Origin of the sequence: Bacteroides intestinalis (assembly GCF_003464595.1) — a bacterium.
Lineage (GTDB): Bacteria > Bacteroidota > Bacteroidia > Bacteroidales > Bacteroidaceae > Bacteroides > Bacteroides intestinalis_A.
Genome location: NZ_QRZF01000024.1, coordinates 21,178 through 46,437, shown reverse-complemented (window position 1 = coordinate 46,437; position 25,260 = coordinate 21,178). Strand labels below are relative to the sequence as shown.

The following is a 25,260-nucleotide window of genomic DNA, read 5'->3' as shown; positions in this document are numbered from 1 at the left end:
ATATATATTGCATAGTATTCTATGGAAATATTTCGTATTAAGCCGTATTTTTGCAACTAATGAAAAACAAAATATATCATGAAAAAACCTTGTTTTAAATCCTTGGCCGGCATAGCTGCCATTGCAGTGATTGCGCTGGGATTATCGGGCGCCATGCCCGCCCCGAAATATAAGACTGTCACCGTCAACGCACCTTTCGCCATGGAGCCGATAAAGGAATTTATTTTCCCCAACCGTGATTTTTCCATCGCAAATTATGGAGCAGTAAAAGGAGGGAAAACGATAAATACAAAAGCCATCGCTAAGGCCATCAAGGCATGCAATCGCGCCGGTGGCGGCCGTGTCGTGATTCCCGCCGGCGAGTGGCTTACAGGCCCCGTACACCTAATGAGCAATGTGAACCTGCATTTATCCGACGGTGCCATACTGCGCTTCACAGACAATCCAGAAGACTATCTGCCTGCCGTGATGACGTCATGGGAAGGTATGGAATGTTACAACTACTCTCCTTTGGTGTATGCTTTCGACTGTGAAAATGTAGCCATCACCGGAACCGGAACACTGCAGCCCATCATGGACACGTGGCGCAAGTGGTTCAAGCGACCGAAACCTCACATGGACGCGCTGGCCGAACTCTACACCATGGCCTCAACGGATGTTCCGGTAGAGAAAAGACAGATGGCGAAAGGAGAAAATAATCTTCGCCCGCACCTGATACACTTCAACAGATGTAAGAACGTCTTGCTCGATCAGTTCAAGATTCGTGAAAGCCCCTTTTGGACGATTCACTTGTACATGTGCGATGGCGGTATTGTTCGCAATCTGGACGTATATGCCCACGGGCACAATAACGACGGTGTCGATCTGGAAATGAGCCGCAACTTCCTGATAGAAGATTGTAAGTTCGACCAGGGAGATGATGCAGTTGTCATCAAAGCCGGGCGCAACCAGGATGCCTGGCGGCTGGATACCCCGTGCGAGAATATTGTGATACGCAACTGCGACATCATAAAAGGGCATACATTACTGGGCATCGGCAGCGAAATGTCAGGCGGCATACGCAACGTATATATGCACGATTGCGCAGCACCAGACTCCGTGTTCCGCCTCTTCTTTGCCAAGACCAATCACCGCCGGGGCGGTTTCATCGAAAACATCCACATGGAGAACGTAAAAGCAGGCAAGATGCAGCGTGTACTCGAAATTGATACGGATGTACTCTACCAATGGCGCGATTTGGTGCCCACTTACGAAGAGCGCATCACCCGCATCGATGGCCTGTACATGACGAACGTGACCTGCGAACGCACCGAGGCTATCTACGATCTGAAAGGTGATGCCAAACTGCCTGCAAAGAACGTCGTTATAAAGAATGTACATGCCGATGAAGTTACGAAATTCATCAAGAACGTACATAACGTAGAGAATGTAACGGAAGAGAACGTGACGTACGGCCGCTTCCGCAACGCGGCGAATGCTCCGGCTTATGATTATTCAAAGCTACAAAAGGAAAAGTTGGGTCGTGGTGTAGTAGCCATCCGTGAGAACCCGTCAGAAGTAGCTGTTTCCTGGAGATACCTCTCGTCCGACCCCGAGAATACAGCGTTCAACCTCTATCGGGACGGAAAGAAGATAGCCGAAGTACCTGCTACTACGGGAACTTTCTACCGGGATACCTATAAAGGAAAGAAAGCAACTACGTACACCGTAAAACCCGTTGTAAACGGCGTGGAAACAGGACATATCGAGGGCAACTATACACTGCCAGCGAAGGCACCCATAGGATACATCAATATTCCGCTAAATCGTCCGGCGGATGGGGTCACCCCTTCGGGACAAGCATTCACCTATATACCCAATGACGCCTCTATTGGTGATGTCGATGGGGATGGAGAATATGAGATTATTCTGAAATGGGATCCCTCGAACGCACATGATAATGCCCATGATGGCTATACTGGAAATGTCCTCTTCGATTGCTATCGATTGACAGGTGAACGCCTCTGGCGTATTGATATGGGACACAATGTCCGTGCAGGTGCACACTACACTCAATTCATGGTATATGATTTTGATGGCGACGGCTGTGCAGAGATCATCATGAAGACTTCTGACGGAACCATCGACGGACAAGGTAAAGTGATCGGGGATGCTGCGGCCGACTATCGCGAACCGGGTACCCCTGCCAATCAAGGTCGCATCCTGAAGGGTAATGAGTACCTCACCGTCTTCAATGGACACACAGGTGCCGCTATGCAGACTATCGATTATGTTCCTTCACGCGGAAATCTGGCAGATTGGGGAGATAACCGCGCCAACCGAAGCGACCGTTTCCTGGCAGCCGTTGCCTATCTGGATGGCATCCATCCCAGTGTAGTGATGTGCCGCGGATATTACACCCGTACTGTACTTGCAGCTTTCGATTGGGATGGAAAAGAACTGAAACAACGTTGGATATTCGACAGTAACACCCCAGAATACAAAGCTTATGCAGGACAAGGCAATCATAACCTCCGTGTAGCAGATGTAGATGGGGATGGATGTGACGAAATTATATATGGTTCCTGCGCCATCGATAATAATGGTAAAGGGCTTTACTCTACCGGAATGGGACACGGAGATGCCATGCATCTGACGAAGTTTTCGCCCGACATGCCCGGACTTCAGGTTTGGGATTGCCATGAAAATAAGCGCGACGGTTCCAGCTTCCGCGATGCAGCAACAGGAAAAGTATTCTTTCAGGTGAAAAGCGGAATAGACGTAGGACGTTGTATGGCTGCCGACATCGACCCGACAAACCCCGGCGTGGAAATGTGGTCGTGGGAATCAAAAGGACTACGCAATATCAAGGGAGAAGTAGTCAATCCCGATATCAAAACATTCTCTGTCAATATGGCTGTGTGGTGGGACGGCGATTTACTCCGTGAGTTGCTGAACAAGAATGTGGTATCCAAGTACGATTGGGAAGCCGGCGTCTGCAAACCGCTCGTCACATTCGAAGGTGCTGTATCGAACAACGGAACCAAAGCAACTCCCTGCCTGCAAGGCGATATTCTGGGTGACTGGCGCGAAGAAGTATTGCTACGCACAGAAGACAATACGGCACTACGCCTCTATGTATCACCCATAGCAACTGATTACCGTTTCCACACTTTCCTGGAAGATCCGGTTTACAGGATCAGTATTGCTACACAAAACGTAGCATACAACCAACCTACACAACCCGGTTTCTATTTCGGACCTGATCTGAAAGGAAGTTTCAGAGGATATGAATTTAAATAGTAATTATATAATGTAGTATTTAAAAGTATGAACATAAAGACATTCTGCCTGACAGGCACCTTGCTGTTACTCAGCATCAGCACTTATGCCCAGAAAAAGAAGGAAGCAATAAATGACTCCAACACCCCGCTGCACCTGTTGCAACCGGAGTATAAAGTACCCTATAAAGCTCTTTCTACTACTGAAGTAAAAACTGATATCGACCGTATTCTCCGTTATTTGGAAAAGACTACTCATACCCGTGTGGTCAGTGAGAAGACCGGAAAAGTAATCACTGATTATAGTAACTTGCCTGCCGACGCCCAATTGGAACGCGGCGCCTTCCGCCTGGCCAGTTATGAATGGGGAGTTACTTATTCGGCCATGATGGCAGCTGCCGAAGCCACCGGAGACGCAGCTTACATGAAATATGTTACTGATCGCTTCAAGTTTCTCGCCAAAGTGGCTCCGCATTTTCGTAATCTGCTCGAAAAGAATGGTACTACCGACCCACAAATGAAGCAAATCCTGACACCTCATGCGCTTGATGATGCCGGTGCCGTATGTGCTGCTATGATTAAGGCACAATTACAGGATAAATCTCTCAATCTCTATCCTTTGATAAATAATTATCTCGATTTCATTCTAAACAAAGAATATCGCCTTGCCGACGGAACCTTTGCCCGCATCCGTCCACAACTCAACACGCTTTGGCTGGATGATATGTTCATGGGCGTTCCTCCCATAGCCTGGTACTCTCGTATGGCAGATAAAGAACAGTCCAAATATCTGGCCGAAGCCGTTCGCCAAATCTTCCAATTTGCCGAGCGTATGTGGGTACCCGAGAAGAAACTCTTCCGTCACGGTTGGGTAGAAGGTATGGGGGATCATCCTGCTTTCTTCTGGGGACGTGCCAACGGTTGGGCGCTGCTCACCATGACCGAAGTGCTGGACGTAATGCCGTCCAACCATCCCCAGCGTGAAAAGCTCATGAACCTCTTTCGTGAACACGTCCGTGGACTGGCTGCTCTTCAAAGTGGCGAAGGATTCTGGCATCAACTGTTAGATCGTAACGATTCCTATTTGGAAACTTCAGCAACCGCTATCTATGTCTATTGTATCTCCCACGCCATCAACCAAGGTTGGCTCGATGCAATGGCTTACGGCCCCGTAGCGCAACTCGGTTGGCATGCAGTTTCTACACAAATCAATGCAGAAGGACAAGTAGAAGGCACCTGTGTGGGTACCGGAATGGCATTCGATCCTGCATTCTACTATTACCGCCCGGTCAATGTGTATGCCGCACACGGCTATGGTCCTGTAATCTGGGCAGGAGCTGAAATGATCAACCTGTTGAATAAACAGCATCCTAAAATGAACGACAGTGCTATTCAGTATTACCATACTGAACAGAAGACTACCGCACCGATCTTCAGTGTTAGTAAACCCGATTAACCCTCAATGAATAATATATCATGAAAAGAGAAGCATTTAAAATGTTCCTGAAGCCCGGCTTCGAAAAGGAATACGAGAAAAGACATGCAGCCATCTGGCCCGAACTGAAAAAGATGTTATCCGACGGCGGAGTATATGACTACTCCATCTATTGGGACCGCGACACCAACATCCTCTTTGCCTGCCAGAAGACTCGGGGTGAAGAATCCTCGCAGGATATGGGTGCCAATCCCATTGTACAAAAATGGTGGGATTACATGGCGGATATCATGGAAGTAAATCCGGATAATTCTCCGGTAACCATACCCTTGCCCGAGGTATTCCACATGGAATAAACCTTAAAAGTGCATTGAAGTGAGTCTTCAATGCGCTTTTTTCCTTATTTTTGCTACGTACCAAAATCTATGAAATATGAAAAAGCACTTCTCACTTGCGTGCCTGTACTTATTGCTCTCCATTCTTAACACCTCAGCCTCTGTAGAAGTACGTTCTACCCATATGACCACTACCGACGGACTTGCCAATAATTCCGTCTGCTACGTATTTCAGGACAGCAAAGGGTTTATCTGGATGGGAACCCTGAACGGACTCAGCCGCTATGACGGCAATACCTTCGTCACCCTCCTGCCCGAAGGCGATACTCAGCCCGGACGCCTCTCCCTCTCCTCTAACCACGTCCGCTCTATCAGCGAAGACCGTAACGGTTTCCTGTGGCTCGAAACCTCCGGTGAATTCTTCAACTGCTACGACCTGAAGGCAGAACGCTTCGTTGACTTCACCGGTCGCGGTGAATACCGCCAACACTACGATCGCAAGGCCGAAGCTCCCAATGGAGATATATGGTTATGGAACAGTCGCAACGGCTGCCGCCTCATCACCTACCACAATGGTGCGTTTTCATCCGTTGCTTACAAGAAATCCAACGGAAATCTACCTTCAGACAGCGTGGCCTATGTCTATCCCGATCTGCACGGTAACATCTGGATAGGTACTGACCACGGCGTGGCCCTCGTCAGCAGTGCACAGACTGTCATTGTCGACAACAACAACGCCTTTGCCGCACAGAACTTCGGAAAAGATGTCTTTTTTCTCTCTACCGATGGCATCATCAACCGTAAGAGTGGTACTGCACCCACTGCAACCTCCGCCCGCCTGCCACGTGGCGAAGGCGGCATCACCCTGTATGGCACACTCCGTCTGCAAAACGAGTGGGTCATCTTCACCAACACTGGCGGTTATCTGTTCGACATGAAGACCCAACGCATCAGCCGCCATCCGGAGCTCGACATCCGTAACGGCAATGTACTGACGGATAATCGGGGGGACTTCTGGATTTACAACAACACCGGGCAAGTATGGTATGTCAACGCCACCACTCATGCTGTTAAAACCTTCCGTCTCTCCCCTCCCGATAAACTGAACTATGTGGATATGGAACGCTACCACATTGTACACGACTCCCGGGGCATTATCTGGATCTCCACCTACGGCAACGGGCTCTTCGCCTACAACACTATCACAGAAGAGCTCCAGCACTTCGACTTCCAGATTGACGGCTTCAGCCACATCAGCTCCAACTATCTGCAATACATCATGGAAGACAGTTCCGGCGCTATCTGGGTCAGTTCAGAATACGCCGGTATCGCCCGTCTTACTATCCTGAACGAAGGCATCAAACGCATTTACCCTGAAGCCATCTCTCTGTCCGACCGCTCCAATACCGTCCGCATGATTACCCGCCTCAAGAACGATGACATCTGTATCGGTACACGTGGTGGTGGCGTCTATACCTACGACCCGCTGATCAACACACAGAAAAAAGAAGTTCACTATAACTCCAATATCTATGCCATAGCCGAAGACCTCGACGGCACCCTGTGGATGGGTAGCCGTGGCGAAGGTCTCTGCATTGGTGGAAAATGGTATGTCAACCACTCCAACGACGCCCATTCCATCAGTAACAACCATATCTTTACCCTCTACTGCGACCGCAAAGGCCGTATGTGGATAGGCACCTTCGGCGGCGGATTGGACCTTGCTATCAAAAAGGACGACGGATACACCTTCCGCCACTTCTTCACCCGCACCTTCGGACAGCGCCGCACTCGCGCCATTATCGAAGACTCGAACGGCTGGATATGGGTCGGAAATAGTGATGGAGTCTACGTCTTCTCCCCCGATTCCCTGCAAACCGACCCGCAAAACTACCTGACCTACAATTACAACAACGGAAAACTGCGTAGTAACGAAATCAAATGCATCTACCAAGACACCCGGGGCCGGATATGGATTGGTTCCTCCGGTGGTGGCCTCAGTATGTGCATTCCCGGCACCGATTATCACAACCTTACCTTCAGGCATTACGGCACCAGCAACGGTCTCGTCAACGACATGGTCCAAGCCATCGCTGAAGATAAGCAAGGCAACCTCTGGATTGCCACCGAATACGGTATCTCTCGCTTCAATCCCGAAACGCAAGCTTTCGATAATTACTTCTTCTCAGCCTACACATTGGGTAACGTCTATAGCGACAATAGCTCGTGCGTCAGCAAAAACGGCAGTCTACTGTTCGGTACCAACTACGGTTTGTTAGTCATTAACCCCGAACAAATGGGAAATAACTCGGTGCTCAATTCCTCAATAACCTTCACCAACCTCCAAGTGAACGGAATATCCATGCGCCCGGGTGCCCCCGACTCCCCCCTCTCCAGCGCCATGATGTACACCGACGAAATCGAACTGAAACACTTTCAAAGATCATTTGTAATAGATTTCACCACCTTCGATTACTCAAAGACCAACAGCTACACCTACACCTATCGACTGGAGAACTATGATAAAGAATGGAGCAAACCCTCTCCACTGAGCTTTGCATCCTACAAGAACTTACCACCGGGCAAATACAGTCTGCACGTGAAAATTTGCAATGCTACCGGTATTTTGGGCGATCAGGAAGCTGTTCTGAAGATTACTATCACTCCTCCCTTTTGGAAAACCACTTGGGCATTCCTTATCTATGCCCTCTTGCTGGCCGTCATACTCTACATCACCTACCGCCTGATACTCAACTTCAACCTCCTACGCAACAAAGTGCAGGTAGAGAAACAACTGACGGAGTACAAACTCGTATTCTTCACCAACATCTCACACGAATTCCGTACTCCCTTAACCCTGATTCAAGGAGCATTGGAAAAGATACAGAGCATAGACAAAGTCCCCAAGGAAATGGTCAATTCACTGAAGGTGATGAACAAGAGCACCCAGCGCATGCTCCGTCTCATCAACCAATTGTTGGAGTTCCGGAAGATGCAGAACAACAAGCTTGCCCTCTCCCTGGAAGAAACAGATGTCATGGGCTTTCTTCATGAAATATTCCTAAGCTTCAAGGATACTGCGACATCCAAGAATATGGATTTCCGGTTCCAGCCTTCAGCGGCTTCCTACAAGATGTTCATTGACAAAGGGAATCTGGACAAAGTTGTCTACAATCTCTTGTCCAATGCCTTTAAGTATACCCCGAGCAACGGTAAAGTCATCCTTTCAGTTATCGTCGATGAAGACAGGAAATGCTTGGAAATCTCTGTAGCAGACACAGGAATCGGCATTGCCAAAGAAAAACGGGGAGAATTGTTCAAACGCTTCATGCAAAGTAACTTTTCAAGCAATAGTACAGGTATAGGACTACATCTGACACACGAACTGGTAAATGTCCATAAAGGGACTATCAATTATGATGAGAACCAAGGAGGAGGCTCCATCTTCACAGTCTCCCTCCCCATCGACACCAATGCATACGAAGAAAAGGACTTCCTCATTCCTCACGACGCTTTCCTCGAAGAGAAAGCATATAAACCGGAAAACAACGAAGAAGAAAACACCCTGGAAGTAAATGTAACAAAGGAAAAAGAGCCTTCGAACCAGTACAAATTGCTCATCATAGAGGATGACAACGACGTACGCGAATTCTTGAAAGAAGAATTCAAACTTTATTTTGAAGTTGTTACTGAAGCAGACGGCCTTTCTGGTCTGGAACGTGCACGTACATACGATGCCGATCTCATCATCTGCGATGTACTGATGCCAGGACTCACAGGTTTCGAAGTTACCCAGAAACTTAAAAATGATTTCGATACCAGCCACATCCCCATCATTTTATTGACAGCCATGAGTTCGGCAGAGAATCACCTGAAAGGCGTGGAAAGCGGAGCGGATGCATACATCACCAAGCCGTTTAGTCCCAAGCTATTGCTGGCAAGAGCATTCCAGTTGATAAAACAACGTGAAAAGTTGCGGAAGAAATTCTCGGATGATCCGGGAATGATTACGCCTGCTATCTGTACGTCAGAGAAAGATAAACAATTTGCCGATAAGCTTCAGGCTATTCTGGAAGAACAGATTAGCAACAGTGAGTTCGCCGTAGATGACCTTGCTTCAGTAATGGGACTGGGACGTTCCACCTTCTATCGCAAGGTACGTGGAATAACCGGTTATTCCCCCAATGAATACATGCGCATCATCCGTATGAAAAAAGCTGCTGAACTTTTACTTGAAAATCGTTATACAGTGGCAGAGGTATCTTATAAGATAGGTATCGAAGACCCATTCTATTTCAGCAAATGCTTCAAGAAACAGTTCGGAGTATCTCCATCTGTATATTTACGTGGTAAGAACAACCCGGAAGAAAAAGAGGTTGATGACAAAGAAGAAGAGACGTTCGAACAAGAGTGAATACAGAAAAGCCCGGAATTTAAAACTTTCCGGGCTTTTCCATATTAGAAAATTTCTAAATATAAAGAGGATATTTACCAATCATTATTTTCATTCCCAACAAGGCCATTTTTTGCAGCTTCTTCTATTTTATCCATGATAACATTTGAATAAGCATGTGTCATAACAAGTGCTTTAGAAGAACTTTTTTTAGCCTTATATTCATCTTTTTTTTGAAATGGGAAACACTTTTCTATAGCCCACATTTCAACTGATTTCGTAGGTTGTGTACCCCCTATTGCTCCCATTATGCCTCCACCAATATACTTACTAACATCATAATTTTGTACGGTATAAGTTACACGGATTTTGCCATCCTTAATATCTACTCTGATAATAGGGTGTATACTGATAACATAAGAATTCATACCACCTGCATGAGCTGCAATACCTCCTATAAACCCTTTACCAATAATTACACCGGATTCTTTATCATTTAGCTGAATAACTGCATCAGCATCATTGAATGTGGCAGTGAACCAATAATTCAATGCAACATAAAGCTGATCTTTAGTTTGTTCCCCACAGTCAATAACCTGCGTATAAGTTAATGAATTATTTTTATCCAATGAAATCCCCGCTCCCAGATTCTCAGCCGCCTCAGTCCATTTATCTCCATACTTCTCAACTGCATACTTCTCAAGTTCTTCAGCACGCATAATTTGAGCACTTGCACATACTGCCATAATACATACCAGCGTGCTTACAAAAAATCTTTTCATATTATTAAAACATGCATCGTAAGTTCATCAATGCCTTTATGATAAAATAGTATTGGCGCATTAAAGAATGTGTGAACCTATTAGTTCAATTCACTAAAATTTAAAGTCGAGTTTTATCATTTCGGAACAGGACTAAACACTTCCTTATATGTGTCTGTTGTGTTGTACAACTGTGCAAAGATAAGGAGTTTTCTGTAAAGTTTTAATTTTTGCAGACTTTTTCCTAAAAAAAACGTAATACATACAAAATGAGGTTGTGTCAAATGCTGACACAACCTCTTTCCATATAAAAATAAATAAATCACTAGCTCAAAGCTTTTAAAGCTATAACTACAGATTAATCTAAGGTAAGAGATGATTAAAATCCGGCTTGCCGCAATATGGTTTGACTAATGGGGAGTAGTTCCACTTTCTCTTCCTTTCCTGTGACTTCATTCAGCAAGAAAACCTCCAACTTGCCATTCCGATAGATTGAACGATGATTCTCAATATACTTATAACGTGTATTCTCTACAGGCTTATAGAAATAGTCAGTAAATCCATCAATATATTGACGTCCCTTTTCTTCTATAAATTTTAAAGGATAGGCAAAAGCCTGGATACCATAAAAGAAATAGTGTTCGCCTTTTATACCCTTCACTACTCTGACATTTGTTTTAAATGAAAGCCTAACTTGGTCCTTTGAATTAAATTTACGTTTGAAGATAAGATACTGCCCTTCTTCTTTGTAAGATTCACTACATATTACACCTTCCGCCCATTGGGGTCTACGAATCTTGAGGGTCAAATCCATTGGACGCTCCAAAGTAATAACAAACTTATATTCATTCTTTAGGGGATATTCTGTTTGATTTTCAATACATACACGATTGCCATCAATACGAGTATCAAGCCTGCAGGGCATTAGAAGATTGGCAATCAAAGTGCGATTTTTACCCTGCATCCATGCATTCTGTAGAAAATACGGAGTGATTCTGCCTGCATTAGGTGCACAGCACACAGCAACATCCTGATGAACGGGAGAATATTTATACCGGGTTTGTGTCTTGCCTGGTTCTGCATCACCGTTGCGAGTACCATCCATCTGATATGAATTATCCGTCTTCAGATAGGCAATACAGGAATGATAAGGATGGCGGGCTCCCTGAGCTGCATTATAGAATATATTTTCTATGGATTCAGCTAGAGCTGTGTCACCGGTACGTTGCAATAATACACCATAACTATCTAATAATTCATGCAAAGAACAATATTCATAACCCGTATGGGTAGCATCTGCTTCCCGTCCGCCAATCCATTCATCGCCAATGGCACCACCGGTAGCAGTAGTAACGGTATTGATTTTCCGCAAATATTCCATTAGCGCCTTCTTTATTTTGACATCTTCCGAAGCACTGGCAGCAACAATCATCGGTCGAAGGTGTTCGTAAGTATGCACGGCATGACAGTTCAGTTTATACTCCTTATTCAATGCATTTGTCAACTGTGCATCCCGTTCCCATGCATAAAATTTGGAGTAATCCAGATACAGAAACAGGGCATAATCAAGATATTTCTCTTCACCAGTTAGCTGATACATACGGTCAAGGACATCTGTAAAAGTAAGGCCGTGTCCAACACCTCCATTATAATTCTTTCCAGTATCGAAAGGATGGGAAGCATCAACAGGATAATTTGTCATCACATTATCTACTGCACGTACCAAGGCGTTCCATACTTGTGGTTCTTTAGTATATTCGTAATATGCCAATAAACCACGATACAAGGTAGCTTTTGCCCAAAGTTCTCCATTCTCAGATGTAAAATGATAACGGAGGTCGGAGGCGTAAATCCCCAGATATCCGTCTGCATCCTGGGTACTGAGAATGTCGCTGATGTATTTTTTTACACGAGCAATGTGCTTTACATCATTCAAGAGCAATGCATTCCTCAAATAACCATCCCACCAGTTTGACTGTGATTCGGAATTCCACCATTTATATTGTTCATCTCCTTCAGCATCTCCTTCCTTATTATTACCCAGATCTTTTGCTTTACTATTTTTGTGCAGACGTCCGCTGCCATAGATAGGATCATTGATAAGGTCAGGTACTAGCTTATCCAGGTTCCCCACAAAACCATTTAAGTCAGCTTGCATTTGAGTTTTTAGCCATCCGACAGGCTTGATAGCCCCGAATGGGAAAGAGGTGTAAACAGGTACTTCTTTCATTTGTTCGATAGCTTTTGGAAGGCTTTCAGAGATTTGTGCCCTCGCTACTAGCGAGGTACACAATCCCATAAGTATAATCCATATAAATTTTCTGCTCATTTCATTGATATTTCACGTAAATACTTCATATTCTCAACCGGAGTAGAACGAGGTATTTCACAACCTGCCATCATAATCCAGTTCTCGCGTGGAATACTATTTTTTACTTCTTCATATTTAGTCTTTATTAATTCCCTAGAACCATCCATGACTACAGTTACAGGATCGAGATTACCACATACAACTACTTCATTGCCCAATATCCGATGTGCCTCTGCTACATCTACCATCCAGTCGGCATCCACAATATCCACATCGGTCTGAGCTAGGGAAGGAAGAATGTGAGTAATGTTACCGCAAATATGGAGTTTTACAATAGCCCCATGTTCATGGATGAAAGCAAACAATTCCTTGTGCAGCGGCTGAACAAATTCATCGTACATTTCATCTGAGATTTGTGAACAGAGTGCATCGCCTACACCGATGATGTTAGCGCCGGCTTCTATCTGTGCCAAAGCAAAGTTTTTACCCATTTGCAGACATTTCTGCATAAGAGCCTTCACCATGTCAGGCTCCATAATCATATTCATCATAGTTTCTGATACACCACAAAGGTCAGCAGTTTCGGCAATGGGCCCCTCTATCCAACCAATGATGGGAAAGGGATTACCCAACTTCTCACGGAATAATTTTACTCCATTGATACGGTCAAGGGTACGCTCGTGTGCATATACATCAGGAATCTCCAGCTTCTCAACATCTTCCATACAAGTAATCAGTTTGTCAGCTTTTGGCGAACTGTCTCCATCAAATGTTATTTTGGCTCCAAAAGCCGATGCTTCACGATAAGGGTCGGAAATAACGCTGACCGCATCGTGATCGTACATTTCCAGTAGTTCCATGTTCGATTCTACCAGAATGCGGTAGTCTTGCATAAACTCACTATAGGTTTTGCCATACAAAGTAGCAGCATGCATCATCAGAATCGGATGAAAGTAAATTCTTCCATCATTGGTTTTAGGAGTAGCAAGCATCCTGTGAATTCTTTCTAACTTGGTTTCCATATTCGTTTTTCTTTATTGTTAATGTTAATATTAGTCGGCAGCTTGTTTCACTTTCGAACCAAGCAATGCGTAATACAATATATAGAGTTCTCCAATAACTACAATGAACCAGGTCCAACGCCACATCCCGCCCATCGCATCGGCAAACATACCCTGAAAAAGAGGAAGTAACGAGCCACCGATTACTCCAATCATAATTGTACCTGAAGCAACAGAGGTGTATTTACCCAAACGGCTGATGGCTAGCGTGAAAATGGAACCCCACATCACTGAGTGGAAGAATCCGACTGCCACCAGCAACCAAGGATTATCGGTAACGATAGCTCCCACCGTTGAGAGTGCAGCAAATATAGCAGCTACTGCCAATTGGGTTTGAGGAGGAATACTGTTCAAAGAACTGGATATCAATCGCCCTATGAGCATACCGCCCCAATAGAGAGTAGCCATCAGTGCCGGTATGGCAAAGTTAACTCCACCTATAGTGAGTGAATCCATTCCGAAGAACAAGAATTGGCGTCCAGCATTCTGAAGTTCGATAGCATATAGATTGATATTAGCGCCTACGCAAACTTCCACACCCACATAGAAAAAGATTCCCAATACCCCCATCGTCAGATGGCTGAATGACCATACAGACTTTTCCAACTTCTCGCCGGATTCTGCTTTCGTTCCTTTAATATCGGGCAGTTTCATGCGAGTAAGTATCAGAGTTACAACTGCAAACACAACCATCAATCCTAAGAAAGAAACTTGAATCTGGCTGATATTCACTTCTTCCATAGAGAGACCACCAAAGACGATACCAGTCACGAAGAAAGGAGCCAATGTAGTACCTACCGAATTGGCTGAACCACCGATATTCAATCTCTGTACAGGTTGTGTATTCTTTACGTCGCAAGCTGTCAGATAGGGATTGATAACTACTTGTAGGATGGTGGCACCTGCACCAACCACATAAGAACCCAGCAGAAATATGACATATCCCCAAGGGATAATGGCAGAGCTTATCGTGAAGTGCGAATCAGGAAATTCAATAGTATAGAGTGAAGATAGCCAGAAGATGCCCAACCCTGCAATCAAGATGAGGATGGCTTGGATCAGTGTACGTTTATAGCCGTATTTCGTTACCCAGGAGGACCCGATACCACCTGTCAACGGGTATGCCATGAACCAGGCAAAGGATATCAGTGTGGCAAATGTGTTCTTTAAATCACCAGCATTGCTAAGGAATACGGCTTTCAAAGGGCCTTGAAACTGTCCATTTGCTGTAGTCAGAAAGCCAACGAAGAAGAACAGGATTACCAATGTAATGAATGGAGCCAGATAATTGACTTGTTTCTGTTGTTGTGACATAGGTTTGAGTTTTTAAGTTCTTAAATTTATGGATTCAAGCTATTCAACTAAGGTGAATTTGGCGGATTTCAACTCTACGCTGTTGCAGCCAATCATGGCATCAAAATCACCTGGTTCGCAAACATACTCCAAATCAGAATTATAGAACTTCAGCAAGTCGGAAGTAATTTGGAAGTCTACCTTCACCGATTGTCCGGCTTTAATGAATACTTTCTGAAAGCCTTTCAGTTCTTTCAATGGACGGATAATACTGGCAGCCTTGTCGCAGATATAAAGTTGCACAACCTCATATCCATCCCGTTTTCCGGTATTTTTCACCGTTACACTGGCTGTAAGCTGGCCTTTGGGACTCATAACTGAATCATTCAGGATTACATCGCTATATTCAAAGTTTGTATAACTCAGACCGTAGCCGAATGGGTATAATGGCTCATTCGATACATCGAGGTAACCACTACGGAATTTCTGGAACCACTTGTCCATCGGCTTTCCCGTATTTTTACCGTTGTAGTAGATGGGTATTTGTCCCACACTTTGCGGCCAGGTGGCAGTTAGCTTTCCACTTGGGTTCACATCTCCGAAAAGTACATCGGCAATGGCATATGCAGCTTCGGTTCCAGGAAACCATACATTCAAGATGGCAGGAAGGTTAGCCTTCTCCCAGTTGATAGTTAACGGACGGCCTGTAAAAAGAACCAATACGATAGGCTTACCTGTTTCAGCCAATGCTTTCAATAAATCTTGCTGGGGCTTCGGCAAGTCCAATATTGAACGGCTGCTCGATTCTCCACTCATCTCGGTAGATTCTCCCAAGGTAGCTATAATGACATCCGCATTCTTGGCAACATTCAACGCTTCAGCAAGAATCTCGGTATCCGGGCGGTTATCTTTCTCAAACTCTTTGCCAAAATAGACACGCTGTGCGTATTCTTCACTTTCGAAAGGCTGACAGCCACGCGCAAATACAACTTTTGCTTTGCTACCCACCGCCTCTTTCAGTCCTTCGACCACTGTAGCGGCACGTTGGATGTCATGTGGATAAAACCAAGGCCCCAGCATCATCGGACGGTTATTGCCATGAGGACCAATAACAGCAATCGTTCCTTGCTTCGCTAATGGAAGCAATGGTTTAGCAGGAACAGCAGGGTTTAGTGTAATACTGTCGTTCTTCAAGAGGACGAAGCTTTCACCTGCTGCCTGACGTGACTTAGCACGGTTCTCTTTTGTAAAGAACTCTTTCGCAGGACGAGTTACATCACAATACTTATATGGATTTTCGAACAGCCCCAATTGATACTTAGCCTCCAACACACGACGGCAAGCTTTGTCAATCAGCGCCATCGGTACACGACCATTTCTCACAGCTTCCGGCAACATATAGTGGTAAGCATAGGCCTCCATATCAATATCCGTTCCAGCCTCCAAGGCACGGATGGTAGTAGATACCGGGTCGCCAATACCATGACGGGGCAGGTCGTTAATAGATGCATAGTCAGTAAGCACCAGTCCTTTAAAACCCCACTGTTTGCGAAGCAAATCATCTAATAACCACTTATTGGCAGTAGCAGGTACATTGTCCACTTCATTGAAAGAGGACATCACAGTAGCGACCCCTGCTTCGACTGCTGCCTGATAAGGATAAAGGTAGTCATTGAACATGCGCAGGCGGCTCATATCCACTGTACTGTAATCACGTCCTGCATCGGGTGCTCCATAAAGAGCAAAATGCTTTACACAGGCAAGAATTTGGGTATTGGTTGCAAACCCCGGCTCTCCCTGATAGCCTTTCACCATAGCTTTAGCTACTGCACCACCTAAGAAAGGGTCTTCACCAGCACCTTCTACAATGCGTCCCCAGCGAGGATCACGGGTAATATCCACCATCGGGCTAAACGTCCAGCATACACCGTCGGCACTGGCTTCGACAGCTGCGGTACGTGCCATTGTTTCTATCTGTTTCATGTTCCAAGTAGATGCCATTGCCAGAGGAACAGGGAAAGCTGTTTCATAACCGTGTATGACATCCATACCGAACAGTAAAGGAATCTTCAGACGGCTTTGCTCTACTGCCACTTTCTGTAAAGCATATACTTTTTCCACCCCCTTGGCATTCAACATTGAACCGACACCTCCGCTACGGATTTGCTGTGCGGTTTTATTTCCATCACTGGATAGTTCGCCGGATACAACGTCGCCTCCTGATATCTGGTGCAACTGTCCGATTTTCTCCTCTAAAGTCATTTTGCTCATCAACTCTGTAATGAACTTTTCCATTCGGGCTTCTTTATCGGCAGGCATTTGTTGTGCCATTGCACCGACTGATATTGCCAGAAGGATTAATATTGTTAATTTCTTAATCATAGTATTTTCTTCACTTTGTAGTTATCTTTTTCTTATTCTTAATACAATTCACCATCTTGCAGATAGCACAACTATATTCACGCTTCTGTATGCCCTTTCCAATTGCAACAATACCACTGACGGATTTTACAGGAAGCATCAGACAGGATTCAGTCAATGTTATGCCGGTACTTCCGTTGGGAAACAAGCTAAACAATTGTTGCTGCTCTGCAAGAAACCAGTCGCAATAACCGGGACTATAATTGTTGCTGATATGCATTCCTTCGGCTTCGGCAGCTTCAGATAATTGTTTCATCAATAGTGAAACGGCAGCTTCGGCAAGCACAGAGCCTAGAGCATCGGCAATAAATGCACGCAAGATATCTTCTTCTTCTTTCAACTGATGGGTGTAGCGATCGAACTCCTCACCAATAGTGGCTGTGAATATGGCATATTTTTCTGCTCCTTTCATGGCATGGGCAATGATGACACCAGGATTAAATAACTGGTTGTCTAACCGAAGTTTGCCTTTTTCGGGTACTTCGCCATCCACCAGCACATAACCGTAATGAGGAGTTATTCGTTGCTTTAATTCGTCCACAATCTCCTGGATAAGTTGTAATATATCATTATTCGGAACATGAGAACCATATCCCATGAGTATATAAACTTCCTGCATATCCAAAGGAAGTTCGTCAAAGGTGCAGTCGAAGAATCTTATCTGTTTCATTCTCATCACAATTAAAATTCATGTTCTTATCCATACCCCAAAGGCATTCCGAGAGCGATTCGTCGAGATAGGAATCAGCAGCATTCATTGTACTCTTTCAATGCTTCATAAAACGCAATAATATTTCCATGAGGCGTATGCGGTGGTACATCGCAACCGGAGGAAAGCACAAAATTAGAATACCCGTCCGCTTTCTTTAGCAATTCCAGCGTGGCCGCTTTCAAGACTTCCGGGGTTGCCGATTTGAAAAGGGTTACGGGGTCAATATTTCCCATCACCAGTACATCTGCAGGGCAGCCCTTCAACGCATCTGTCATGTCAATCTTGTTTCCAAAATGATAAGCACGAGCACCGGTACTTACCATAGCTTCTGTACAATGACCTGTGTTACCACAATTATGCAAAATTACGATAAAATCGTTATCTTGTACTGCACTGACAATGGCTTTTACGTACTGTGAAGAAAATTCTTCGCAACCTTCGTCAGACATCAAACCGGCAGCCGGTTCAGCAATCACGACTCCCTGTACTCCCTGCTTTTTCAGTTCCAGACAGTAATTGATTAAGAAGTCTGTGCATTTCTTTAATAGCAAATTTGCCGTATCGGGTTCACAATAGCATGCCATCATAAACTCTGACATATCGTACAAACGCCCTGCCAACGAAAAGGGACCAATCATTCCACCGAAAACAGGTTTATCTCTGATAGCCTCAGCAGTCAAGCGATTTGCTTTCAGATATTCCTGCAAGCGTCCTTTCGTCATATCAGGAATCTCCAGCCTTTCCACCGCATCATAATCAGCAAGCAAACGTCCGATAACATTGGGGATCTCATCTTTCGGGAAATCGATTTTTGCTCCGAAAGCCTCAGCCTCTACTGTTAGGTCCATGATAACTGAACAGGCAGCCGAAGGATATTTATCATTCAATGCCTTGATAGCCTCAAAATGTACTCTTCCGTCACTTACTGCCTGATATACAGTTTTGCCAATCAACTCAATACCCGGATGGGTCATGATGGGAATAGCAATCCGTTTCTTGTCGGCAAGTATGCCTTCCACCCATTGATTCATGTTCCTGTCTTTCATATTTTTTACTATTTTTATTAGTTAATTTTTATTTGTTCTAATGCGTCGTTCAGTGATTCCCTGTCCAATCTGCTACCAATGAAGCAGAGACGGGTGGACGGGTTATTGACTGAACCGGATGGTATCAACCGATAACGGTTGCCCACCCAATCAAGGGTGTAGCCCGTTTCGGTCTCATCCTGAAAACATCCCTTAATGCGATACACAGAGCCAAACACTCCCTCTTGTACTTTATCCAGTAATTGCAGCAGACTACTATGGTTGAAACCTTCAGAATATTCAATGGAGAAGGTTTCAAACAGTCCACTGTCTTTTCCCGGAGCCAAGTACATGGATGAACATGCTTTCTTCTTAATACCTGTATTCCAGCAAGCTAACAATTCATGGATATCAGTAGACACAGGGCAATCTGGATGAATCGTATCTATTAAAGACAGTAACTCTATTACCTGTTGAGACATACAATCTTCCACTTTGCTTACGTAAATAAGATCACTGAATCGAATCTGATCATTAAAAAACTCTTTGGAAACCTTTATCCAGATGGGATAAGTAACGGCATCCACTACAGTTACAACTCTGTTCAACTGATAAAGTCTTCTAACTGCCTTGCATTGGAAAATACGTCGGATATCGGACAAACGAGCAATGCCGGTCGGTTCTATAATTAGTTGTCTTGGTGCATAGCTACTTGCTATTTCAGACAGTTTGTTAATAAGGACATCCGCCCCACTACAGCAAATACAGCCTGCAATGATGCTCTCCACTTCAACTCCTGTCGTTTCCAATACTTCGCCGTCTACATCTATCGCTCCGAATTCATTCTCTAATATCATTAATCTGCCTGACCGAGCCCCCGCTCCGATAATATTCTGGATAAGAGTTGTTTTCCCCGCTCCCAGGAAGCCGGAAATAATATCTACCTGAATCAATTGATTGCTCATATCAGACCTCCTTTTACCTTTTAATGCGTTATACCTAATAATTCTTTTGCTCGCACTACCGCGGAGTTGGCACTGTCACTATATCCGTCTGCACCAATCTCAGCCGCAAATCCGGCACTAACCGGAGCACCGCCTACCATAACTTTCACTTGTTGGCGAAGTCCAGCTTCTTCCAAAGCATCTATAATTGTCTTCATATATGGCATAGTAGTGGTCAGCAAAGCACTCAAACCGATAACATCTGGTTGATGCTCTTTCACAGCCGAGATAAATTTATCACTATCTGCATCTACGCCCAAGTCAATTACTTGAAATCCACAACCTTCGAACATGGAACCTACCAGATTCTTGCCGATGTCATGTAAGTCACCTTTTACAGTACCAATCACTACTGTACCCAATCCTGATTTCTCGTCGCCACCTTTCAATAGAGGCTGCAATAATATAAGGGAGGATTTCATAGCACGACCTGCCATCAACAATTCGGGCACAAATGCTTTCTGTTGCTCAAAACGACTACCGATTTCTTCCATTGCTTTAATCAGATAGTTGTCAATCAACTCCTTCGGAGCTATGTTCTCATTTATTGCCTGTTGAGTAATCTCAACTGCATCCTTCTGCTTTCCTTTAAGGATTGCTTCAAAAAGTAATTTTAAATCTGCCATAATCTATTTTTTTTAAATTTGTATACATTTATTTCGTTGTTTTAAAGTAAATAACTAAAGAGCTATTTGATTCAATCTCTATCTTTTCACCTTTTGTTATTTGTTGTCCGGACAAGATTTCATACCCGGCTTTCATCCCCTGCAATCGCTCTTCAAACTGGTTCCAACCAATAGTTTGTGATTGCGAAGCCCCATTCAATAACACCATCACACATTCAGAATCATTGTAGCGGAAATAGGTATAAATATTGTTCTTAGGTACATAATGCATCAGCTTTCCATTATATACTACCGGTGTACTTTTACGAAAATGAAGCAACTTACGTACATGATCGAACATCTCCTGCTGTTGAGCATTCCTGTATTCTGGTTTAAACAAGTTGATTGTGTCGCCTTCCCATCCGCCAGGGAAATCCATGCGGCATTTATGCGCACCTCCTCGCGGATCGTCAGCAAACAGCAGTTCCGTACCATAATAAATCTGCGGTAATCCACGGGTAGTGATAATAAAACTCATCGCCATCTTTACCTTGCGGATATCCTTCCCAAGCATATTGTAGATACGATCTATATCATGATTATCGGCAAAGACAACCAGAGAATTCATCGCATCTTCGTATAGAAAATCTTGTGCAATTGTATTATAAATAGCTTTTGTACTACCTCCCCATGCTTCATTATCATTGGAAAGCCCCATAACCAAAGAACGCTCCAAAGGGAAATCCATCGCTTTAGGCAAATGGCTGGCAAATCCGTCATGTTTAGGTCTATCCCCAAGCCAGTAGGAAATGATTCCGGGGTCATTGCCCCAAACTTCACCTACGAACTCCATATTGGGGTATTCATTACGGATACTCTTTGTCCATTGAGCACCTTCATATCCCATATAGAAGTAAGTGTCTACCCTGAGAGCATCCAGATTGGCATATTCAATCCACCAGACGGCCATCTGAGTCAAGTACTTCAATGTATAAGGGTTGGACAAGTTCATATCCGGCAAGCTCTCTACGAACCATCCATGTCCACATAGCATACGGTCTACTTTTGAAGCATGCGTATCACTGTAGGCTTGCAAGGCATAATTGCTTTGCGTAAATGTATCAAAGTGATTCACCCAATCAGTGAAAGGCAAATCTTTCATCCACCAATGTCCCGAACCGCAATGATTGGGTACAATATCCTGAACTATTTTCAATCCTTTACGATGCGCTTCCGCCACCATTTCACAATATAATTCATTGGTTCCGAAGTGTGGGTCGATGCGGTAATAATCAGAGATGGCATACTGATGATAAAACTGGTTGTCTTCGAGTAACGGAGTTGACCATAAAGCAGTTACTCCCAAGTCTGCCATATAATCCAAATGATCAATGATTCCCTGGATATCACCTCCATGCCGGGATTCCAAGCCATTACGATCGAGTATCTGAGTAGAGCCTTTTACTATATCATTACTTGTATCGCCATTAGCGAATCGGTCAGGCATAATGAGATAGATAACATCTGCCAATGTCAGTCCTACACGACTTTCCGAACCAGGACGTCGGTTGTGAATCTCATAATTGACTTTTGTCTTCTTATGCCCCTGAGTAATTTCTATTGTGTAATTACCGGCTTTCTCGACAGCCATATCCACAAATAAATAGTTCGGACTTTCAGCATTGTGAACCGTCTTCACCGTCATTCCGGGTTGCAAAACTTTCACACCTGCATCTTTCAGATTTTGTCCATATAACATCAACTGTAATTCGGTTCTCATGCCTGTCCACCAGCAGAGCGGTTCTACCCGCTCTACTTTTTGTGCAAACATGGTCAGAGAAAATCCGAACGTAAACCATACTATGATGAAAATAGTACAAAGTTTCATAGACTCTTAATTTTTCTGATAGAAGACGTAATGTCCTGTCAGGTCATTGAACTTGACATAGTACTTTCCGGCCTTAGTCACTTTGATATCATCACCATCAACAGTTCCTTTACCGTAAGGAAAAGTCTTTGCACTCCATGAGTTCAAACCGCTTAGGAAAGTTAATTCTCCGGTAGTCAGGGTGATATCGTCAGCAATCCAGATGTGCGGATCGTAGTATGCCTGAACCAGGGTAACTATACTGGCAACACCTGAGCCAGATAATTGTATTGTTGCATATACAGGTGCTGCACTGGCATCATATTCTTTGATAGAATAAGTCATTTTGGAAGTACTTGCCGTAATGGTATAATATCCATCTTGGGGAAGTTCAAAGTTACCGCCAGTAAGAGATAGAGTATTGGCATCTTTCTTTCCATACATCGTGTAAGTATTCAAATCACCATCATTAATAAATTTGAATTGCCCTGCCCAAGTCACGTCACTAAAGCCGCGGATAAACCCTGTATATTCATCTGTAGCTAATGCATCATCACGGAACATTACATAACGGTAGTTGGCAATATCCCATACATTCGGGTCTACGAAATAAACTCCAAACATAGAACCGATCAAGTGCAGAGGAGCCATAGCATAGGATGTTACATTAACCTTCACTGCTGTCTGTGAATACAGAATCGGGAGAACAGGTTCCGAGGAACCCAATACCATCGGTTTTGCCATAACCCGTACCTCCAGATCAGTAGCTACATCAATAGCTTGCCCCAACTTATGCATAATAGAATTCAGGTTATCCGAAGTAAGAGGTTTACTAAATACATTATTACCTACAACGACTTCTTGCGGTGCTGCAAAATCATTCCCTGCCACATCAATCTGTAATGTATAGGAAGAAGATATATCTTTTCCATAATCCGCAGCCTCCCATGTAATGACAAATGCCGTATCTTTCGCATTTTCTGCGGAGCATACCAGTGGTACATCGGTATTAACAGTTACGTGTACAGGTCCGTTGCCAGGTTGTAATACTACCTTCTCCAAGTCACTTTCGCAAGAGAATAGCAGTATGGAGAATGCTAACGTTCCAACTAATTGATTAAATATCTTTTTCATACTATTTCCTATTTAAGTCATTCAATACTGATTAATAGCCCGTATTTTGTTTTAGGTTCGGGTTAGCCATTACATCTGTTGCAGGTAAGGGAAACAGGTTGAGGTCTTCACTGACACCCACACCATTTTTAGCTCCACCCTTCCATTGCCATACATAGCTACCAGAAGTATATAATCCATAGCGAATCAAATCCGTACGGCGAAAACCTTCCCAATAGAGTTCACGCGCCCTTTCATCCAGAATCTCTTCCAGAGAAATAGAGCCTACATTGGCAAATTCATTACCAAAAGCTCGTTTACGCAAGTTATTGAAATACCTTACAGCGGTTACCATATCACCTCCTGTACCTCCTCTGAGAACTGCTTCTGTATAAATAAGATACATTTCTGCCAGACGGAACAACGGGAAATCCGTATCTGCGAATGCCTCTGCATAATTGGAACCATTCTGCCCCGTGGAGGTAATATTGCGGAACTTGGCAACAGCTAGCCCTTCTGTAAATTCATTCACATTGTCTACATTCGGCTTAGCACCAAAGAATAAACGGCGCCCGTCAGCCTCATCAAACTTAGCAGGCAATTCCTTACGGCTACGATTACCATACCAACCGCCTAGTCCACCCATTCCAAAATATTCCTGGAAGTTTTTACCGGGGACATCTTCACGACTGGTTATAAAGGAAGCATTAATCATAAATGTCAATCCACCATAGCTTTTATTTCGCTGACCGTCATAGTTGATAGATAGAATGACTTCCGGATTATTTACATTATTATCGGCCATGAATAACTCGCTGAAGTTTTCTTTGAGTGTATACCCTGCACCAATCACTTTGGATGCATAGGTAATAGCTTCCGAATATTTCTTTGTACCTGTATATACTTCTGCATTCAGATACATACGAGCCATCAATGCCCAGCAGGCAGCTTGATCAGCGCGACCATACTCATTAGAATGGGGGGCTTTCAACAAATCCTGTACCTCAAGCAATTCCAATTCAATGTATTTGAACAAGTCCGTTCTCTTTATTTGTGAGGGCAGGAATTTCCCTATCGGTGTATTTTCGTCCACAAAGGGAGGGTTACCGTATACATCCATCAATACCCAATACTGAAATGCCCTGAGAAAACGAGCTTCTGCACGGAAATATTTGATTTCTGTTGCATCGTTGCCTGTAATGCCCCGCCCGCTAACTTTACTTTCTGTAGATTCGCGAAGAAATTCATTCACGAGTGCAATCTGATACAAAGCACGGTAGTATAGCCCGGAGATAAAAGTGTTATTGGAAGACCAGTTCATGAAGTTCAAATCAGGAATGCCACTATCCGTCCAAGTACAAATGGCTTCTTCGGTAGTGAGACATTGAAGGTTAAAGAAGCATCTAAGAAAATCGGCGGATGCACCGTCACCCATCGTTATATCATCTTTGGAAGCCAGGTCATTGCCTACTTGCGAGTAAGAGCCATACACTTTTGCCATCACTTCTTTATAGCCTTGAAAGGTAGCATATACTTTTTCAGAAGTGGTATCATTCGTCGGGAATCTGTCCAAATCGTCCAGACAAGAGGTTGCTGCAACAGACATCGTCAGCAACAATGCCAATGGCATTACAAATCGGTTTAATCTATATTTTTTCATGATG

The 25,260-nt window shown here is 44.2% G+C and carries 15 protein-coding genes and 1 pseudogene; 4 read left to right on the top strand and 12 right to left on the bottom strand.

The window, feature by feature from the left end; genetic code table 11:
• Positions 1-78: 78 nt before the first annotated feature.
• The 4 genes from DWW10_RS26620 (at position 79) to DWW10_RS22700 (ending at position 9,444) form a co-directional block, all read left to right on the top strand.
• The gene (locus DWW10_RS26620) at positions 79-3,282 is read left to right on the top strand and encodes an alpha-d-galacturonidase (protein ID WP_022391777.1); all 3,204 of its coding nucleotides are present in this window, start codon (positions 79-81) and stop codon (positions 3,280-3,282) included.
• Positions 3,283-3,309: 27 nt separating this feature from the next.
• Positions 3,310-4,716, top strand: coding sequence for a glycoside hydrolase family 88/105 protein (locus DWW10_RS22710; RefSeq protein WP_022391778.1), 1,407 nt, complete (start codon positions 3,310-3,312; stop codon positions 4,714-4,716).
• Between the two features lie 20 nt (positions 4,717-4,736).
• On the top strand, positions 4,737-5,051 hold the full coding sequence (gene rhaM, locus DWW10_RS22705; RefSeq protein WP_007666569.1) for an L-rhamnose mutarotase: 315 nt from the start codon (positions 4,737-4,739) through the stop codon (positions 5,049-5,051).
• A gap of 76 nt (positions 5,052-5,127) precedes the next feature.
• Positions 5,128-9,444 carry a hybrid sensor histidine kinase/response regulator transcription factor gene (locus DWW10_RS22700; protein WP_118421098.1) on the top strand — a complete coding sequence of 1,439 codons (4,317 nt, stop codon included), beginning with the start codon at positions 5,128-5,130 and terminating at the stop codon, positions 9,442-9,444.
• A 74-nt stretch (positions 9,445-9,518) separates the two neighbouring features.
• On the opposite strand, the gene DWW10_RS22695 is transcribed toward DWW10_RS22700, so the two are convergent.
• The 12 genes and pseudogenes from DWW10_RS22695 to DWW10_RS22640 all read right to left on the bottom strand — a co-directional run bounded on the left by DWW10_RS22695 (position 9,519) and on the right by DWW10_RS22640 (position 25,256).
• On the bottom strand, positions 9,519-10,205 hold the full coding sequence (locus DWW10_RS22695; protein WP_022391780.1) for a DUF4468 domain-containing protein: 687 nt from the start codon (positions 10,203-10,205) through the stop codon (positions 9,519-9,521).
• 358 nt (positions 10,206-10,563) lie between these two features.
• Entirely contained in the window at positions 10,564-12,513 is a 1,950-nt protein-coding gene (locus DWW10_RS22690) for a beta-L-arabinofuranosidase domain-containing protein (protein ID WP_118421099.1), read from the bottom strand.
• On the bottom strand, positions 12,510-13,517 hold the full coding sequence (locus tag DWW10_RS22685) for a uroporphyrinogen decarboxylase family protein (RefSeq protein ID WP_022391782.1): 1,008 nt from the start codon (positions 13,515-13,517) through the stop codon (positions 12,510-12,512). The genes DWW10_RS22690 and DWW10_RS22685 overlap by 4 nt, the downstream gene beginning before the upstream one ends.
• A gap of 30 nt (positions 13,518-13,547) precedes the next feature.
• Entirely contained in the window at positions 13,548-14,870 is a 1,323-nt protein-coding gene (locus tag DWW10_RS22680) for an MFS transporter (protein ID WP_022391783.1), read from the bottom strand.
• Between the two features lie 39 nt (positions 14,871-14,909).
• Positions 14,910-17,231, bottom strand: a complete 2,322-nt coding sequence (bglX, locus tag DWW10_RS22675; protein ID WP_022391784.1) for a beta-glucosidase BglX — start codon at positions 17,229-17,231, stop codon at positions 14,910-14,912.
• Positions 17,232-17,241: 10 nt separating this feature from the next.
• Positions 17,242-17,940, bottom strand: coding sequence for a vitamin B12 dependent-methionine synthase activation domain-containing protein (locus DWW10_RS22670; protein WP_022391785.1), 699 nt, complete (start codon positions 17,938-17,940; stop codon positions 17,242-17,244).
• 74 nt (positions 17,941-18,014) lie between these two features.
• A complete protein-coding gene (locus DWW10_RS22665; RefSeq protein ID WP_022391786.1) occupies positions 18,015-19,028 on the bottom strand; it encodes a uroporphyrinogen decarboxylase family protein in 1,014 nt (337 codons plus the stop codon).
• Positions 19,029-19,045: 17 nt separating this feature from the next.
• The gene (locus tag DWW10_RS22660) at positions 19,046-19,972 is read right to left on the bottom strand and encodes a CobW family GTP-binding protein (protein ID WP_022391787.1); all 927 of its coding nucleotides are present in this window, start codon (positions 19,970-19,972) and stop codon (positions 19,046-19,048) included.
• Between the two features lie 20 nt (positions 19,973-19,992).
• Positions 19,993-20,628: pseudogene (locus DWW10_RS22655) on the bottom strand (corrinoid protein); the annotation flags it as partial.
• A 37-nt stretch (positions 20,629-20,665) separates the two neighbouring features.
• Positions 20,666-22,504: an alpha-amylase family glycosyl hydrolase gene (locus DWW10_RS22650; protein ID WP_022391789.1), complete on the bottom strand. Its 1,839-nt coding sequence runs from the start codon at positions 22,502-22,504 to the stop codon at positions 20,666-20,668.
• A gap of 6 nt (positions 22,505-22,510) precedes the next feature.
• Entirely contained in the window at positions 22,511-23,617 is a 1,107-nt protein-coding gene (locus tag DWW10_RS22645; RefSeq protein WP_022391790.1) for a SusE domain-containing protein, read from the bottom strand.
• 31 nt (positions 23,618-23,648) lie between these two features.
• Positions 23,649-25,256: a RagB/SusD family nutrient uptake outer membrane protein gene (locus tag DWW10_RS22640; protein WP_118421101.1), complete on the bottom strand. Its 1,608-nt coding sequence runs from the start codon at positions 25,254-25,256 to the stop codon at positions 23,649-23,651.
• Between the last annotated feature and the right edge of the window lie 4 nt (positions 25,257-25,260).

Coding starts and splice junctions, on each gene's coding strand:
- DWW10_RS26620 (WP_022391777.1), top strand. CDS start 79: ATGAAAAAACCTTGTTTTAAATCCTTGGCCGGCATAGCTGCCATTGCA.
- DWW10_RS22710 (WP_022391778.1), top strand. CDS start 3,310: ATGAACATAAAGACATTCTGCCTGACAGGCACCTTGCTGTTACTCAGC.
- rhaM (WP_007666569.1), top strand. CDS start 4,737: ATGAAAAGAGAAGCATTTAAAATGTTCCTGAAGCCCGGCTTCGAAAAG.
- DWW10_RS22700 (WP_118421098.1), top strand. CDS start 5,128: ATGAAAAAGCACTTCTCACTTGCGTGCCTGTACTTATTGCTCTCCATT.
- DWW10_RS22695 (WP_022391780.1), bottom strand. CDS start 10,205: ATGAAAAGATTTTTTGTAAGCACGCTGGTATGTATTATGGCAGTATGT.
- DWW10_RS22690 (WP_118421099.1), bottom strand. CDS start 12,513: ATGAGCAGAAAATTTATATGGATTATACTTATGGGATTGTGTACCTCG.
- DWW10_RS22685 (WP_022391782.1), bottom strand. CDS start 13,517: ATGGAAACCAAGTTAGAAAGAATTCACAGGATGCTTGCTACTCCTAAA.
- DWW10_RS22680 (WP_022391783.1), bottom strand. CDS start 14,870: ATGTCACAACAACAGAAACAAGTCAATTATCTGGCTCCATTCATTACA.
- bglX (WP_022391784.1), bottom strand. CDS start 17,231: ATGATTAAGAAATTAACAATATTAATCCTTCTGGCAATATCAGTCGGT.
- DWW10_RS22670 (WP_022391785.1), bottom strand. CDS start 17,940: ATGAAACAGATAAGATTCTTCGACTGCACCTTTGACGAACTTCCTTTG.
- DWW10_RS22665 (WP_022391786.1), bottom strand. CDS start 19,028: ATGAAAGACAGGAACATGAATCAATGGGTGGAAGGCATACTTGCCGAC.
- DWW10_RS22660 (WP_022391787.1), bottom strand. CDS start 19,972: ATGAGCAATCAATTGATTCAGGTAGATATTATTTCCGGCTTCCTGGGA.
- DWW10_RS22650 (WP_022391789.1), bottom strand. CDS start 22,504: ATGAAACTTTGTACTATTTTCATCATAGTATGGTTTACGTTCGGATTT.
- DWW10_RS22645 (WP_022391790.1), bottom strand. CDS start 23,617: ATGAAAAAGATATTTAATCAATTAGTTGGAACGTTAGCATTCTCCATA.
- DWW10_RS22640 (WP_118421101.1), bottom strand. CDS start 25,256: ATGAAAAAATATAGATTAAACCGATTTGTAATGCCATTGGCATTGTTG.